14 protein-coding genes are annotated in these 16,169 nt (G+C 64.5%); 6 read left to right on the forward strand and 8 right to left on the reverse strand.

The window, feature by feature from the left end:
- Positions 1–63: 63 nt before the first annotated feature.
- From E6X30_RS07165 to valS, 5 genes are all read right to left on the reverse strand, one after another.
- Positions 64–678, reverse strand: a complete 615-nt coding sequence (locus E6X30_RS07165; protein WP_016663089.1) for a sarcosine oxidase subunit gamma — start codon at positions 676–678, stop codon at positions 64–66.
- Entirely contained in the window at positions 671–3,640 is a 2,970-nt protein-coding gene (locus E6X30_RS07170; protein WP_070459002.1) for a 2Fe-2S iron-sulfur cluster-binding protein, read from the reverse strand. Before E6X30_RS07170 ends, E6X30_RS07165 begins: the two co-directional genes overlap by 8 nt.
- Before the next feature lie 2 nt (positions 3,641–3,642).
- On the reverse strand, positions 3,643–3,960 hold the full coding sequence (locus tag E6X30_RS07175) for a sarcosine oxidase subunit delta (protein WP_070459000.1): 318 nt from the start codon (positions 3,958–3,960) through the stop codon (positions 3,643–3,645).
- A 25-nt stretch (positions 3,961–3,985) separates the two neighbouring features.
- Positions 3,986–5,203 (reverse strand): sarcosine oxidase subunit beta family protein, encoded by a 1,218-nt coding sequence (locus E6X30_RS07180; protein WP_016663086.1) that lies wholly within the window; start codon positions 5,201–5,203, stop codon positions 3,986–3,988.
- 266 nt (positions 5,204–5,469) lie between these two features.
- Positions 5,470–8,142 carry a valine--tRNA ligase gene (gene valS, locus E6X30_RS07185; RefSeq protein ID WP_259893667.1) on the reverse strand — a complete coding sequence of 891 codons (2,673 nt, stop codon included), beginning with the start codon at positions 8,140–8,142 and terminating at the stop codon, positions 5,470–5,472.
- A gap of 201 nt (positions 8,143–8,343) precedes the next feature.
- Between valS and E6X30_RS07190 the strand changes: the two genes are divergently transcribed.
- The 4 genes from E6X30_RS07190 to E6X30_RS07205 are packed head-to-tail and all read left to right on the forward strand — an operon-like array spanning position 8,344 to position 12,077.
- Entirely contained in the window at positions 8,344–9,651 is a 1,308-nt protein-coding gene (locus tag E6X30_RS07190; RefSeq protein ID WP_070435764.1) for a PAS domain-containing protein, read from the forward strand.
- Positions 9,651–10,433: an SDR family oxidoreductase gene (locus E6X30_RS07195; RefSeq protein WP_070435765.1), complete on the forward strand. Its 783-nt coding sequence runs from the start codon at positions 9,651–9,653 to the stop codon at positions 10,431–10,433. Before E6X30_RS07190 ends, E6X30_RS07195 begins: the two co-directional genes overlap by 1 nt.
- Complete coding sequence (locus tag E6X30_RS07200; RefSeq protein WP_246816532.1) at positions 10,430–11,020, forward strand: ABC transporter transmembrane domain-containing protein; 591 nt, start codon at positions 10,430–10,432, stop codon at positions 11,018–11,020. Before E6X30_RS07195 ends, E6X30_RS07200 begins: the two co-directional genes overlap by 4 nt.
- A gap of 43 nt (positions 11,021–11,063) precedes the next feature.
- A complete protein-coding gene (locus E6X30_RS07205) occupies positions 11,064–12,077 on the forward strand; it encodes an ATP-binding cassette domain-containing protein (RefSeq protein ID WP_316335965.1) in 1,014 nt (337 codons plus the stop codon).
- 7 nt (positions 12,078–12,084) lie between these two features.
- Here E6X30_RS07205 and E6X30_RS07210 read toward each other — a convergent pair whose 3' ends face one another.
- The 3 genes from E6X30_RS07210 to E6X30_RS07220 form a co-directional block, all read right to left on the reverse strand.
- A complete protein-coding gene (locus tag E6X30_RS07210; RefSeq protein WP_061212022.1) occupies positions 12,085–12,360 on the reverse strand; it encodes a 2Fe-2S iron-sulfur cluster binding domain-containing protein in 276 nt (91 codons plus the stop codon).
- A gap of 61 nt (positions 12,361–12,421) precedes the next feature.
- Positions 12,422–13,087 carry a response regulator transcription factor gene (locus tag E6X30_RS07215; RefSeq protein WP_016663080.1) on the reverse strand — a complete coding sequence of 222 codons (666 nt, stop codon included), beginning with the start codon at positions 13,085–13,087 and terminating at the stop codon, positions 12,422–12,424.
- Positions 13,080–14,489: an ATP-binding protein gene (locus E6X30_RS07220; RefSeq protein WP_316335966.1), complete on the reverse strand. Its 1,410-nt coding sequence runs from the start codon at positions 14,487–14,489 to the stop codon at positions 13,080–13,082. The genes E6X30_RS07215 and E6X30_RS07220 overlap by 8 nt, the downstream gene beginning before the upstream one ends.
- A 14-nt stretch (positions 14,490–14,503) precedes the next feature.
- On the opposite strand from E6X30_RS07220, the gene E6X30_RS07225 reads away from it, so the two are divergent.
- Positions 14,504–15,937 (forward strand): PspC domain-containing protein, encoded by a 1,434-nt coding sequence (locus E6X30_RS07225; protein WP_316335967.1) that lies wholly within the window; start codon positions 14,504–14,506, stop codon positions 15,935–15,937.
- On the forward strand, positions 15,934–16,158 hold the full coding sequence (locus E6X30_RS07230) for a hypothetical protein (RefSeq protein WP_316335968.1): 225 nt from the start codon (positions 15,934–15,936) through the stop codon (positions 16,156–16,158). The genes E6X30_RS07225 and E6X30_RS07230 overlap by 4 nt, the downstream gene beginning before the upstream one ends.
- Positions 16,159–16,169 lie beyond the last annotated feature (11 nt).

Raw genomic sequence — 16,169 nt, forward strand, 5'->3', positions numbered from 1 at the left:
CGGAATTGATGGGGCCGCCCGGCGCTGAGTGCGCCAAGCGGCCCGGTTGCTGTGAGCGGCGCTCTAGAGAACGTCGCTTTGGCGATACTCGGTCATCGCATCCATAATCCACCGCGCCACGAAATCGGCGAAGCTCGCGCGAGGGAAGAGCCGCCATACGCTCTGGTCCACGCGGTGCAAGAGGATCGGCACGTGCGCGAGCTGGGTCGCGATCGCGCGGCCCGCTGGGAACTCACGCGGGTGTAGATCCGCGTTGCAGCCCTTCTCGAGAAGCTCCTCGCTGGCGCGGCCCGAAAGCTCAAACACGGTGCGGTTCGCGGAAAGATCCACGGCGTGCCCCGGCAATCCTTCGAGAGAGGCCTCGAGGTCAGCGACGGCGGCCTGGGACGTGTCGGAGGGATCGACGTACAGGAACTCGTCGGGCGAGAGCCACAGAACGTGGCCGGCGTCGGACCTTCCCGCGACCTCGCCAACCCGCGCGGGAAGTGCAAAGCCGAGCACGCTCTCAAGTGCACGTGCGCTTTCGCTCCCCGGCTTCGCGCGAAGCCCTGCTTGCAGCGGTGAATCTAGCTCCCGAAGTGCCACGGAACGCGGGCCGACGACACGCGCCGCCTCCATCGCGCCCGCAAGGTGCGCGGCGGGCGTGCGGCGAAATTCTTTCAACTGAGCGTTAGCCATCGCGGCGCTCTCCTTCCGGATCAAAAAGACACAGGGGCCCGATTTCTACGTCGACGAGGCGGCCGTCGACGGGGCTCGAGATGATTTCGCCTTCGCGCTCACGGCCACGTTCGATGAGCGCGAGAGCGAACGTGCGGCCCAGCGCCACCGAGTCGTAACTCGACGTCACGAAGCCGATGTCTTCGATCTGCCCATCACCCGGCAGGAGGGGAGTCGTGGCGTCAGCGTCACGAACCGTGAGGTCCGTTCCCTTTTCGACGAGCTGCGCGCCCTCGCGAAGGCGCAGTCGGCGATCGACTGGAAGAACGCTCACGAGGTGGCGTCGATCCGGGGCAGCGGTGTGGGCACGGGCGAAGGAGCGCTTACCGAGGAACTCCTCCTTCTTTTTCGACACGACCCAGTCCATTCCCGCGTCCTGCGGGGTAACCGTGCCATCCGTATCTTGACCGACGATGATGAAGCCCTTCTCGGCACGCAGCACGTGCATCGTTTCCGTGCCATAGGGAGTAATTCCGAATTCGCGCCCGGCCTCCTCAACGGCCTCCCACACGGCGAGACCGTAGTAGGCCTCAACATTGATCTCGTAGGCAAGCTCGCCCGAGAACGAAATGCGGCACACGCGCGCCGGAATACCGTTTGCGAGGGTCGTGTCGCGAAACGCCATGAACGGGAAGCCCTTGGCGGAAACGTCGATGTTCGGCACGAGTTTCTCGATGACCGCACGCGACTTCGGGCCGGCGACCGTGATCGTCGCGTACTGCTCGGTCACCGACGTGAATGTCACGTCGAGCTCGGGCCACTCCGTTTGCGAGTATTCTTCGAGGTGGTCGAGAACCTTCGCGGCACCCGACGAGGTGGTCGTCATGAGGAAGCGATCGTCCGCGAGCCTCATCGTCACGCCATCATCAAAGATCATCCCGTCGGGCGTACACATCACGCCATAGCGTCCCATGCCGACCTTGAGCAGGCGGAACGAGTTCGTGTACACGCGATCGAGGAATTCCGCTGCGTCCTTCCCGCGAATCTCGATTTTGCCGAGCGTGGTGCCGTCCATGAACCCCACGGACTCGCGGACCGCCGCGCACTCGCGGCGCACCGCTGCGTCCATCGATTCCGCTCCCTGCGGGTAGTACCAGGGGCGCTTCCACTGGCCCACGTCCTCGAACTTCGCGCCGTGGGCGAGGTGCCACGGGTGAATCGACGTGAGGCGTGCTGGGTCGAAGAGGTCGCCGCGCTCGCGGCCCGCGATGACCCCAAACGGCACGGGCGTATAGGGCGCGCGGTAGTTTGAGACGCCGACCTTCTCGAGATTATCTTCGCCGAGCGCGGCCGCGAGGATCGCCATTGCGTTTACGCCTGAGGTTTTGCCCTGATCGTTCGCAGTGCCAATCGACGTGTAGCGCTTGATGTGCTCGATGTTGTGCATGCCCGCGCCAAAGGCGCGCATAATTTCAGCGACGGCCTGGTCACGCTGGAGATCCACGAAGTGCTCGTTCCACTCGGCTGCGTCGCCGTCGTTGGCGGGTACGAGCCACACGGGCCGCACGGGAGAGCGGTCAAGGGGCAGTGAGGTTCCGACGGCTGCCTCGGCAACCTCGCGCTTCAGTTTCCCGGCGTTGAAGCCTTTCGCTTCGGCAGCCTTCTCGCGGGCCTCGATACCTGCGCGGTGACCTTCTTCGAGCGCATCCTCGAGGGAATATTTCCCGGTGAGGGCGCCCGCGTGGTGCTGGTGGGAAACGGGGGAGACGGGCACGAAGCCCGCGATGTCCGTGTTCCACGTGGTTTTTCCCTGGCGGTGGGTGTGGAGGTGCACGGTGGGGCTGTATCCGCCCGAGACGGCGAGGAGGTCGACCTCGATGTGGTCTGCTTCGCCCGTGAGCTCGGCGTTGTCGTTGAGGCCGCGCACCGTGACGGCGTTCAGGAGCCCGCCCTCGCCCGCGTCGGTGTCGATCACGGCGGAGCCCGCGTAGAGGACTGCCCCCACCTCGCGCGCGATTTTCCTGCAGTGCTCGGGCACGCTTGGGCGTGCGTCGATGATCGCGGCGACCTTCGCCCCTGCCGCCGCGAGGTCGAGCGCGCTCTCATAGCCCGCGTCATTGGTGGTGAACAGTGCCGCTCGGTGGCCCGGCAGCGCGCCGTAGCGGTTGATGTAGGTGCTCACGGCGGAGGCGAGCATGATGCCCGGCCGGTCGTTGTTTTTGAACACGAGCGGTCGTTCAATGGCGCCGGTCGCGAGAATGACCTCCGCGGCGCGGAACTGCCACATGCGCTGGCGCGACACTCCGGGGCGCTTGGCGCGTGGAAGGTGATCGGTGCGGTTTTCGACCGCGATCACGTAGTTCGCGTCGTAGCAGCCGAACGCGCTCGTGCGCGGAAGGTAGGTGAAGTCGCTGTTCTTTTCGAGCTTCTCGATTTCAGTGCGTGCCCATTCGGGGCCGCTGAGACCATCGATTTCGACATCGCGTGTGGAAAGAAGTGAACCGCCGGGAAGGGGCTGATCGTCGAGGAGCGCGACCCTGCATTGGCCGGCGAGGGCCGAGCGCGCCGCGGCGATGCCGGCGGGGCCCGCGCCCACGATGAGCACGTCCACGTGGCGGTGTTTGTGGTCGTAGAGGGCCGGGTCGGGACGCGGGTCGAGGGCGCCCTGCCCTGAAACAAACAGAGTCTCGAGGCCCGGCGTAGCCGGGACGGTTGTCACCGGCAGCATTGTTTCGTCGATATCGTGCGCGTCGCGTGAGCGAACCGTGATGAGCCCGTTCGGCTCTTCGATGCCCGCCGCGAGGATTCCTCGTGGGCGGTGGCGGTACATCGATTCGGCCGTGTGGATCCGGCCCGAGGCGATGAGCGCGGAGGCAACCGTGTCGCCGTCGTATGCCTCGATCTCCACACCGTCGACCGTGATCGAGAAGGGTTCACTGTCCGCGAGGCCGTGCCGAGGGGAATGCTCGGGGGATAGTCGCATGCTCACTTGGTCTCTCCCATCGTGTGGGCGGCCTCGTTGCCGCCGTGCAGCTCGGGGCGTTTCTCGCCCGCCGGATAGAACGCGAGGAACTCATGGGTCGCCGTGTCGCGCAGGGCATTGAACCACTTTCGGCAGCCGCCCGTGTGCAGCCATCGCTCGGCGTACTCGCCTTTGGGGTTCGAGCGGTAGAACAGGTAGTGGGCCCATTCGGTATCGGTCAATTCCGCGGTTTTTTCGGGGTAGGCCACGTGAGCCTCGCCGCCGTAGTGAAACTCGATTTCGTCGCGGTCACCGCAGTGGGGGCACGTGAGAAGAAGCATCGTTGGTCTTCCTTTCGCGGAGGGGTTAGTGAGCGACGGCAGCGGCGCCGTGCTCGTCGATCAGGTGGCCGGTCGTAAAGCGTTCGAGCGAGAACGGTTCATTGAGTTCGTGGGGGCGATCGTTCGCGACCGTATACGCAAACGCCCATCCGCATGCGGGGGTAGCCTTGAAGCCGCCCGTGCCCCAGCCGCAGTTGATGTACACGCCTTCGACGTCACACAGGGACATGATGGGGGAAGCATCGAGCGTGACATCCACGATCCCGCCCCATGTGCGCAGCAGATGTGCACGAGAGAACACGGGGAATAGTTCGATCGCCGCGGCAATTTGCTCGGAGACCACGTGGAACGACCCGCGCTGGCCGTAGCCGTTGTATTGATCGATTCCCGCACCCATGACGAGCTCGCCCTTATGAGCCTGCGATACGTACATGTGCACGTGGTTGCTCATGACGACCGTGGGGTGAACCGGCTCAAAAAGCTCCGAGACGAGTGCCTGGAGCGGATGCGACTGCGTGGGTACGCGCACCCCGAGTTGATCTGTGAGGGTGGTCGTGTGCCCTGCTGCCGCGAGGGCGATTTTGGGGGCGAGGATCTTCCCGCGAGTGGTCTCGACACCGATCGCGCGGTCACCGTCGGACAGAACCTTCGTGACCTCGCAGTTTTGAATGATGTCGACGCCGAGCTCGTTGCACTTGCGCGCGTAGCCCCATGCCACCCAATCGTGTTTCGCGATGCCCGCGCGCGGCTGGTAGGTCGCGCCCATAACCGGGTATCGCACGTTGTCGCTGATGTTGAGGATCGGGCACACTTCTTTGACCTGCTCGGGTGTGAGCCATTCGGCGTCCACGCCGTTGAGCTTGTTCGCCTCGACCCTTCGCACCGATTCGCGCACGTCGCCGAGCGTGTGCGCAAGATTGAGCACGCCGCGCTGCGAAAAGAACATCTCGTACTCGAGCTCCTCGGTGAGGCCCTCCCACAACTTCATCGCGTGCTCGTAGATCGCGGCGGATTCGTTCCACAGGTAGTTCGACCGGATGATCGTGGTGTTGCGGGCCATGTTGCCGCCCGCGAGCCACCCTTTTTCAAGAAGGGCGATGTTGGTCATCCCGTGATTTTTTGCGAGGTAATACGCGGTGGCGAGTCCGTGTCCGCCGCCGCCCACGACGATCGCGTCGTAGGTTTTCTTCGGGTCCGGGTTATCCCACAGGAAATCGGGGTGTTGGGGCAGTTCTTCCGCCACGGGGCCTCCTAGGTTCTCGTCATTGAGAAAACGACTGGGCGTCATTTCCACGGAAGGTAGTGGTGTCGATCCTAGAAGTAGACCACGAGACAGTCAAGCGATAAACGCAACGAGGTTGCGATAATGACAACTCGGATCTAGGTGGGGGCGCAGGCGGGGGCGGTCTGCTCGCTCGAAAGGGCCCCGAGAACCACGGCGGTGTGAAGACCTACCGTGCCCCTCGGGGCTCTTGCGATGATCGGCTGCGTGTTGCGGCCTGTGCGCGCCTACTTCTTCTTCGCGGGCGGCTCGCCGAGCTCGACCTTCGACAGCGTGATCGCGCCGTCGGTCGAGGGCTCAAGCGTGAGCTCCTCGATTGAGCCGAGCGCGCACACGTCGAAGCGCACGCTCTCGAACTCGGCGAGTGCACCTTCGGGAAGCGCGAGATTCGCCTGCAGCATCGGAGTCTTTTGCGAGACCTTCGCGTCGCTCTTGACCTTGCGCACCGAAATGATGGCCTCGCTCACCACGCGCAGGAGCGATTCGTCCTGGCCGGCTGCGGCCTTGGCGAGAGGCGCCGAGGTGGGCCATGCCTGCTGGTGAACCGAGCCTTCGCGCCACCAGCTCCACACCTCGTCGGTGGCAAACGGGAGGTACGGCGCGAAAAGGCGCAGCAGGGTCTCGAGCGCAATCGTGAGAGCCGCGCGAGCCGAGGCTGCGGGGCCTTCGCCAGCCGCACCGTGTGCGCGATTCTTCACGAGCTCAATGTAGTCATCACAGAACGTCCAGAAGAACGGCTCGATGACCTCGATCGCACGCGCGTAGTCGAGTTTCGACATCGCCGCGCTCGCCTGATCCACGACGCTCGCGAGGGAGGCGAGCATCGCGCGGTCGAGCGGCTCGGTGACAGCGGCTGGGTCCGCAGGAAGGGTGCCCTCCGGGTCCGACGCCACTTCGCCAAAGCCGAGCGCAAACTTCGAGGCGTTGAGAACCTTGATCGCGAGGCGCCGGCCGATCTTCATCTGGCCCTCTTCGAACGCCGTGTCCGCTCCCTGGCGGGCGCGTGCCGCCCAGTAGCGCACGCCATCCGAACCGTACTTTTCGAGAAGGTCGATCGGCGTCACGACATTGCCTTTCGACTTTGACATCTTCTTGCGGTCCGGGTCGAGGATCCAGCCGTTGATGCTCGCGCCCGTCCACGGAAGCGAATCGGTGAGAAGATGCGAACGCACGACCGTGCTGAACAACCACGTACGGATGATGTCGTGACCCTGCGGGCGAAGATCCATCGGGTAGACCTTGCCGAAGAGATCCGGGTCATCGAGCCAGCCGGTCGCGAGGAGCGGCGTGAGCGAGCTCGTCGCCCACGTGTCGAACACATCCGGGTCGGCCGTGAAGCCGTTCGGCTCATCGCGCTGAGACTCGTCGAAGCCTTCCGGCGCATCGAGGGTGGGATCCACGGGAAGGCGATCCTCGGAAGGAATGAGCACGCGGTCGTAGTCGATCTCGCCCTTCGCATCGAGGCCGTACCACACGGGGATCGGCACGCCGAAGTAGCGCTGGCGGCTCACGAGCCAGTCGCCCGTGAGGTTCTCGACCCAATTGCGGTAGCGCGAGGCCATGAATCCCGGATACCAGGTGAGTTCCTCGCCACGCTTGAGCAGCGCCGTGCGCAAAGTGCCGTCGGCCTCATCGCGCCCACCGTTCGTGATATACCACTGGCGGCTCGTGACGTACTCGAGTGGCTTATCGCCCTTTTCGTAAAACTTGACCGGGTGGGTGATCTTCTTCGGCTCGCCCACCATGTCGCCCGTCTCGGTGACCATCTCGACCACGCGCTTTTGCGCGCTGAACACGGTGAGACCCGCGAGTTCGGCGTACCGCTCGCGACCGGCCTCGCTCGTGATCCACGGGGCGTCCTCGAGGAATCGGCCGTCGCGGCCGATCACGGCTCGCGTGGGAAGGTCGAGTTCACGCCACCAAATCACGTCGGTCGCATCGCCGAACGTACAGATCATCGCGATGCCCGCGCCCTTATCGGCCTGTGCGAGCGGGTGCGCGAGAACGGGCACCTCGACCTCGAACAGAGGCGAGAGCACCGTCGTGCCGAACAGCGGCTTGTAGCGCTCATCGTCGGGATGCGCGACGAGCGCGACACACGCGGGAAGAAGCTCCGGGCGAGTCGTCTCGATGAACACCTTCTCGCCGTTATCGGCGCGCGTGAAGCCCAGGCGGTGGTACGCGCCCTCGCGATCGTGGTCCTCCTGCTCGGCCTGCGCAACCGCGGTACGGAACGTGACGTCCCACGGGGTCGGGGCCTCGGCCTGATAGGCCTGGCCGTTCTTCAGATGCGTGAGGAATGCCTTCTGGCTCACGGCGCGCGAGTTGTCGTCGATGGTCTGGTAGCGCAAGTTCCAATCCACCGAAAGGCCGAGGGTGCGGAAGGTGTGCTCGAAGGCCTTCTCATCTTCCGTTGTGAGCTCGAGGCACAGCTCGATGAAGTTCTTGCGGCTGATCGGCATCTGGTTTTGAGGCTTCGCGGTCTTCGCGTTTCCGCCGCGGTGAGGCGGTTCGAAGTTCTCCACGTAGGGGAGGGTCGGATCGCAGCGAACGCCGAAGTAGTTTTGCACGCGGCGCTCGGTGGGCAGGCCGTTGTCGTCCCAGCCCATCGGGTAGAACACATCCTTGCCGATCATGCGGTTGTAGCGCGCGAGGATGTCGGCCTGGGTGTACGCAAACACGTGACCGATGTGCAGCGAGCCCGAGGCTGTGGGCGGGGGAGTGTCGATCGAGAAGACCTTCTCGCGACTTGTGTCTCGGTTAAACGCGTAGACCTTCGCGTTCTCCCAGCACGTGTCCCATTTGCTCTCGAGACCGTCGAGGCTTGGGCGGTCGGGAATCGAGGGGCTCATCGGTGCGGCGGTCGAGTCGTGACCTGCGTCGTGGCTGTTTTCGCTCATGTGCCTCATTGTTTCACGCATGCACGCATCGGTGGTGCTACGGGGGCGTGAGATGCCCCAACGACAAGCACTGAACATGCCCCTTCGCGTAGGGCCCTTTGTGCCAGGTAGGTCCCTAGATGCCGCGTACTATAGGGGCGAGCCGGCGTCGGATCCTCCAGCGCCCCGGCTCCCCACGACGCACACGAGCGGAAGGTCCCCATGAAGCGCCCCGACCCCACAGGCCACGAACTCGAGTTCGAGGCGGGTGAGCTGTTCTTCTCGACGACCGACGAACGCGGCCACATCGACAAGGCCAACGACGTGTTCGTGCGGCTTTCGCGATACGAGGCAAGCCAACTCAAGGGCGCCCCGCACAACATCATCCGCCACCCCGATATGCCCTCGGGCGTCTTCCGGCTCCTGTGGGATTCCGTCGAAAAGGGCCAGCCGTTCGCGGGGTACATTCGTAATCTTTCGTCCGACGGTAGCCACTACGACGTGTTTGCTACGGTCACTCCTCTTCCCGAAGGCGGGTACCTTTCCGTGCGCTCAAAACCCATGAGCAGCGCGACCTTTGACGACGTGTTCGAGGCCTATGCCGTGATCGTTGCCGAGGAAAACAAGCTGCGCGAGCAGGGAAGGAGTGCTCGCGAGGTTGCGGGCGTTGGAGCAAAGCTCGTTGATAATGCCGTGCGTGATCTCGGCTATGACGGCTATGAGGTGTTCCAGCGCAAGGCGCTTTTGCGTGAAGTGATGATGCGCGAAGAGGCGCTTGAGGGCAGCCTCGGCATGGTTGTCACGAACACGATTGACCTCATCGTGCGCGCCGCCCTCGGCATTCACGCCGAGGTCAGCGTGCTGTCGTTCGATCAGGAAACTCTCGAGACGATCGCGGGCTACACCGACTCGGTTTTGCGCCGTATTCGCAAAGACATCGACCTCCAGGCAGCAGCCGAGCTCGGGCTGTGGGATTCGAGCGACAACGCCCTGCGTCCCCGCCTCAGCTCTCTCACGGGCGAGCTTTCGACCCTCGCGGCGCTTTCGCGCGAGACCCAGTTCCAGATTTCCCTCGCGCGGCTCCAGTCCGCGATGGTCACTCAATTCGCGGACGAGCGCTTCGAAATCGAAGAGAGTGCCGCGCGTGCCGAAGCTAATAGTGCGATCCGCGACCTCGTCGCCGCACTTCTTGCGGACCTTGACGTCATGCTGCAGCACATCGGTTCGCTCCACGTCGCGATCGGCCGTGCCCGCACGTCGATCAGTAGCGTGAGCGCGAAAATGCGCGAGAGGCGCGAGCTCGTAGACGAGTTCCTCGATGAGTCCTTCGCGAAAGGCACCGACCTTTCCGCGCGCGCCGAGGCACTTGAGCCCCACTTCAGCCAGTCGGTCATCGATGCCGACGTCGCCCTTTCCCGGCTTGAACGCCTCGAAAAGGCCTTGAGCGATTTTGATGCCGAATATGATGCGGAGCCTCTCGAGCGCATGCGCGAGCAGCTCCTCGATGCTCTTGAGCACACGGAGGTGTGATGGACATGAACTCACGAGGTCCTCGAACAGCGGTTGTCACCGGCGCGAGCTCCGGAATCGGGCGCGCTACGGCGCTTCGTCTCTATGAGGAAGGGTATCGAGTTCTCGCGATCGCGCGTCGGCGCGAGCGACTCGAAGACCTCGCCCGCATGGTGAACGATCCCGAAAAGTTTGATGTGCTGCCGTGCGACGTTAGCGTCGACGAGGATGTCGCGCGCGTTGCCGACTACGTCGAGCGCGAGTTCGGCGGAGTGCTCACGTCCCTGTGCAATATCGCCGGTGGTGCACTCGGCATCGAGCAGGTCGCCGATGCAGCCTTCGACAAGTGGGAGGGGATGTTCCGGTCCAACGTGATTGGCTCGGGCCGTGTCACGAAGGCGCTCCTTCCGGCCCTTGAAGCAAGCGGGCACGGCGACGTCGTGTTCCTGACCTCGACGGCGAGCCAGGCGGCCTATGAAGGCGGCTCCGGCTACAACGCCGCGAAAGCGGGCGAACACATGATCGCCGCGGCGCTCCGCCTTGAACTCGCCGGCAAACCGATCCGGGTCATCGAAATCGCCCCGGGGCTCGTGCACACCGAGGAATTCAGCCTCACGCGCCTCGGCGGCGATCAAGCTGCCGCCGACAAGGTCTACGAAGGCGTTGAAAAGCCACTCACTGCCGACGACGTCGCGGATGTCATCGCGTATTCCGTGAAGCTCCCGCACCACGTGAACCTCGATCTCGTGACCCTGCGGCCGCTCGCGCAAGCCGCTCAGCACAAGCTCATTCGCTCCGCGTGAGGCCGCTCGAGCTTCCCGATACGGGGCTCAACGACGGCCAAAAGGTCGAGACCAGGCGCATTCTCGCGCTCTTTTCCCCGCACAGGGCGACCCTCGCACTCGTGCTTGCGCTCATCGCGCTTGGCGCAATCACGGGAGTGCTCTCGCCGTTTCTCGTGCGCGAGATCGTCGATGTTGCCCTGCCCGAAGGCAACATCGCTCTGCTCACGTGGTGCGCGCTCGGCATGATCGCCGTTTATGCTGCGGGCGCGGTTTTCAGCGTGCTCCAGTCTTTCCTCTCCACACGAGTGGGGCAGGCGATCATGCACGACCTTCGCGTGCGAGTGTTCGCCCACCTCCAGCGCATGGGACTGCCCTTTTTTACCTCGACCCGCACGGGGGAAATCCAATCGCGGATTTTCAACGACATCGGCGCCATGCAGTCCGTCGTCACGAACGTGGCCACCCAAATCGTCTCCGCGAGCGCGACGATCCTCATGAGCGCCCTCGCGATGATCGCCATGGACTGGCGGCTCTTCCTGTTCTCGCTCGTCACCACACCCATCGCCTCCGTTCTGAATCGACGCGTTCGACGCCGAATCTCGTGACCTCTCGAGGCTCGAAGTTGAATCGGAAATGGCGGGCCGCTGGATGCAGGGCCTCTACTCGGTGCTCCTGTGGGTTATTCCCGCCCTCACCTACCTCCTCGGCGGGGTGCTCTTTATCAAGGGCCTCGGCGACCTGACGATCGGCACCCTCGTCGCGTTCGTCGCGATGCAAACAACACTCTTTCCTCAGCTCAACACGCTCCTGCGCGTCGCCACCCAGGTTCGCGCGAGCCTCGCACTATTCACGCGAGTGTTCGAGTATCTCGACCTCGACATCCCCATCAAAGAAGCCGCGAATGCACGGACATTTCCCGGCGGGCGGGCGCGCGGGCACATCAGCTTCGAGGGCGTGACATTCACGTACCCGAGCGCACGAAAAGCGACGATCGAGGACGTCTCCTTCGAGGTCCCGTGCGGGGCGCACATCGCCCTCGTTGGCAGCACTGGAAGCGGCAAAACGACTCTCGGATATCTCCTCTCACGCCTCTACGACGTGAGCGAGGGGCGAATCCGTATCGACGGCATCGACGTGCGCGAGCTCAAGCTCGACGCGCTCGCGGGCGCCGTCGGAGTGGTCACGCAAGAGACCTACCTGCTTCACGCGAGCATTGCGGAGAACCTGCGGTTTGTGATGCCTGAGGCGAGCGAGGCCGACATGATTGCCGCGTGCGAGATTGCACAGATCCACGCGCACATCGAGTCGCTTCCGAACGGCTACGACACGGTGGTGGGGGAGCGGGGCTACCGCTTTTCGGGAGGCGAAAAGCAGAGACTCGCGATCGCACGTACCATCCTTCGCGACCCGCCCATTCTTGTACTCGACGAGGCAACGAGCGCGCTCGATACGGTGACCGAGCGTGCCATGGGTGGAGCACTGCGGTCCCTCAGCGAGGGACGCACGACCATCTCGATCGCGCACAGGCTTTCAACGGTGCGCGACGCCGATCAGATTCTCGTCGTCAAGAGCGGGCGCATATGCGAACGCGGCACCTACGACGAACTGCTTGCCGCCGGCGGAGAATTCAGCCGCCTCGCCACCGGCGAGCGCCGGTCCTAGGTTTGGTTCAGGCCTCGACTTCGATGTGGCCCACGCCGCGATCCACACAGCACGCGATGCGCGTGCCGTGTTCGTCCTCTTCGAGGTACTCGTTCTCGTACTCGACTTCGCCGCTCACGAGCGGCACGACGCACGATCCGCACGTGCCGCCTTCGCACGAATACTTCATAGGAACACCAGCATCGAGGAGCGCCTGGAGAAGAGACGTATCCTCGCCAACCTCGACGGTCACGTTGGACTTAGTAGCGGTTGCGGTGAACGGTTCTTTATCAAAGAGACCCACGGAAAACTCCTTGCTTTGAGACATCGTGAGGGATCAACGCCCTCAAGCATGACACACGCCGCTAGATCACTCGCTTCTCACGCGCCCAGCGGGAGAGCTCGTAGCGGTTTGTGAGCTGAAGCTTCTTGAGCACGTTGGAGACGTGGGTCTCGATCGTGCGATCCGAAATGAACAGCGCCGAAGCAGCCTCGCGGTATGTATGACCGCGCGCAATAAGCTTCATGACTTCCTGCTCGCGCGGGCTCAAAAGATCCATCTCGCTGGGCACGGACGGTGCTACGCCACGGAATGCATCGAGCACGAATCCTGCGAGGCGAGGCGAGAACACCGCGTCGCCTTCAGCGATTTTGTGGAGTGCTGCGGCGAGCTCTTCGCCCGTCGTGGACTTCGTGACATAGCCGCGCGCGCCCGCGCGGATCACGGCGATCACGTCAACCTCGGCGTCCGAGACCGAGAGGGCGAGGCAGCGCACCGGTTTGCCAGATTCGGTTGTGAGGGATTCGAGAGCTTCGGCGACCTCTGCGCCGCCGCCTCCGCCCCCTCCGGGCAGGTGAACGTCGAGCAGAACCACGTCCGGGCGCAGCTCGCGGGCCTTGTCGATTGCCTCCTCGACGGTGAGGGCAATGTCGACGATTTCGATGCCGCCGAGCCTGCTGAGCTCTTCACTCACACCCGACGCGAAGATGCGGTGGTCATCGACCACGAGCACGCGAATGTTCTCAGCCATGGCGTTGGTTGTCCTGTCTCTCAAGCACGAGTGTTACTTCGCAGCCGCCTCCGATCGCGCCTCGCACGCTCGCGAAGCCACCGGCGCGGGCCATGCGTCCAAGGATAGACTCGCGCACTCCGAGACGCCCTTCAGGGATGGCACTCATGTCGAAGCCCTCGCCGCGATCACGCACGAAAACCTCGATGTTCTCGCCTGTCGCGTCGAGGAACACCTGCACCCCCACCTTGCCGTGTCGCGCGGCGTTGCTCGTGGCCTCGCGAAGGGCGAGAAGGAGTGGTTGATAGCCGTCCACGAACGGTGCATCGCCGACGCATACGACTTCGATCGGGACCTCGTGTGCGCGTTCCGCCTCTTCGGCGGTGCGGGTGACTGCCTCGCGAAGGCTCTGTGGCGGAGCTGCCGCAGCCCGTGGCGTGGCGTAGGGCGGCGCGGAGCCGGGGGTGATGTTCCCGTAGAGCCAGCGGCGGAGTTCTACTTCCTGCTGGCGCGCGAGATGTTTCATGCGCTCGGGAGGTGTGGACTCGCGCTGGATCACGGTGAGTGTTTGGAGTACCGAGTCGTGAAGGTGCGAGGCGATTTCTGCCTGGTGGTCTGCGAGTGCACGCTCGCGGGATTCCTCGCGTATGCCTGCCCACAGGCGTCGCGTCCAGGGCACGACGAGAATCGAGGCGAGGGCGAGTGAAAAGAGGGTCGCGGCGGCGGTGATCCCCATCGCGCGCACCCCGAGGAGGGCCCCGACGATCACGAGTGCGCCTCCCACGAGGAGGAGGCCGCCAACAACGACCGCGCCGGTCACGGCTAAGGGAAGGCTTGAGACCCTTCCCGTCCAGCGCGCCGTGTCGACGCTCGAGAGTGGCAGCGTGCCGAGGGCGATACCTGCCGCGAGGATGCCCGCACCGATCGCGAGGGGTGCCTGGATGTCGATATCTGGCAGGAGCGCCGGAAACACCCCGACGCTGACGATCGCGACGGAGGCCCCCACGATTCCTGCGAGGATCGCCCACCGCACGGCGGTGCCAAACGGCGTGTGGCCGCCCTCGAGAGGAAGCGCTGCCTGCCGAAGAGCAGGCTTGCCCCTGACGGGAGCGCTCGAGAGCTCGGCGAGAACTTCGCGTTCGTGCTCGCGGTCGAGCGGAAGGGCCCACCACGCGAGGACGTACACGAGCATCACGCTCCCGCCAATGCCGAGGAGCGCGTAGAGGACCAGCGGTGTGAGGTCGAGAAGGAGGGTCGCGGGGAGCACGCACGCGAGTGCGAGGCCGCCGAGCGCGAAGAACGTGCGCACGGCGGCGACCGGGATCCCCATGGCGTTTGCGAGGGCCGCGCACACGCCCGTGAGTTCCGCACCGACGCGCTCGCGTGTCCACGCGTGCGCGGTCGGTTGGAGGAGTTCACTCATGCGACCATAGTGACATGACATCCCCCTCGGCGCACCGCGAGCCTCCTCGCGATGCAGAGCGCACCGACCGCACGATCGCCGCGCTCGCGACCGCGCAGACGGACTCGGACGCGACGACGTTCGCGCTTCGCTATGGGCTTGCGCGTCGCCCCGGCGAGGGGCTCGCCGCAGGCGTGTGCACGGCTCTCGCGCACGCCTACGGGCTGCCCGTGAGGCTCGTGCGCATCTGGACGCTCGCGCTCGTGCTACTCGGCCCCGGTCTCTTCGTGTATCTCGTTTTCTACCTTTCACTTCCGCGCCCCGAACGCGTTCGTGCACGCGGGGGAGTGGAGGTGCGCGCTGGTGCCGAGAACGCCCGCTACGACACCCCTGCGCGTGCGGTGATCCGCAGGCGACCCCAGCCGGGGGACCTTATCGTCGCACTCCTCGTACTTCCCGCCCTCGCTCTCGGCGTCGCGATCGTGTGGGCGTACATCGTGTATGCCCCGATCGTCCTCGCATTCCTCGTCCCGATCTCGCTTGTGCTCGGCGTCATCGTCGTCTGGGGTGGGTGGCGCGCAAGCCGCGCCCGCACGACCTACCTGTTCATGCGTCTTGCCGAACAAGCCGGCATCATCGACGATCGCGAGGCGCTTCGCACACTCGCGCGGCTTCGAAGCGAAGCACCGGCTGCATGGGACGCGGAAGGTGACCCCAGCAGCCCCGACTCGAACGATGCACGCGGCGCCGGCATGATCAGGGGGCGCACGGTCCTGTGGCTCTTCGCGGCTTTCGTTTTTCTTGGCGTCGCTGTTTTTTCCCTCGTCAGCTACCTCCCGGGCCTCTTCCCGGCGCTCAACCCGAACGGGCCGCTCGAAGTCATCCCACGCGTGGGTGTCGGCGCCGCCGCCATCACGCTTGCCTGCGGCACGGTGCTCATCATCGCGGGAGCGCGAGGCAAGCGCAGCCGTCAGATTCTCGCGTTCGGGATCGCCTCTTTGCTCGTCTTCGCCGTGTCCGTGTCGTGGGTGCGCCTGACCGACTCACGCGGCAACGCCCCGATCTACATGAGCGTCGATGAGTTCCAACCCGGCTCCTACCTCGAATGCACCGGCGGTGGCGTGCGCGAATGGTCGCGCCCCGTCGTGATCGACCTGAGTGAGCTTGGCGACCCCCCGACGGATGAAGAGGCGCGGGCCTCGTGGGCCGTGGCGAACGGCGAGCCGGATCCGCTCCTCGTGGACCTCTCGCTCACAATCGTGTGCAACCGCAGCGTCGGCAACATCACGGTCATCCTTCCCGAAGAGGACTGGCGCGTGAACTCGACCCTCGCCTCGACTCTCGGCACAACGACGAACTCGGAGGCAAAGGGGTATAGCCGCTGGGACCCGTCGCACGTCACCATCCAGATCGATGGCCGCACCATCTTCGGCGACGTCACCTACGTGCGGGAAGGAGCGAAAGCATGAGGCGCGATTCATTCACGTTTGCCGTCGGGGTCTTTCTCGTCGCCATGACCGTGTTCCTCGCTCTCGTGCTCATCCTCGGCGGTGCGATGCCCTCGTGGGTGACCGCGGCTGGCGTCATCGTGATCCTGTGCGTGTGCATGTTGCTCGGCTCGTTCGGGAAGCCTCACCCCGAAAGCGGCGAGGACGATCACGAAAGTGACCGTGACGCGCCAGCCTCGTGATACTTTTGGTC

Origin of the sequence: Dermabacter sp., from assembly GCF_032550575.1 — a bacterium.
Lineage (GTDB): Bacteria > Actinomycetota > Actinomycetes > Actinomycetales > Dermabacteraceae > Dermabacter > Dermabacter hominis.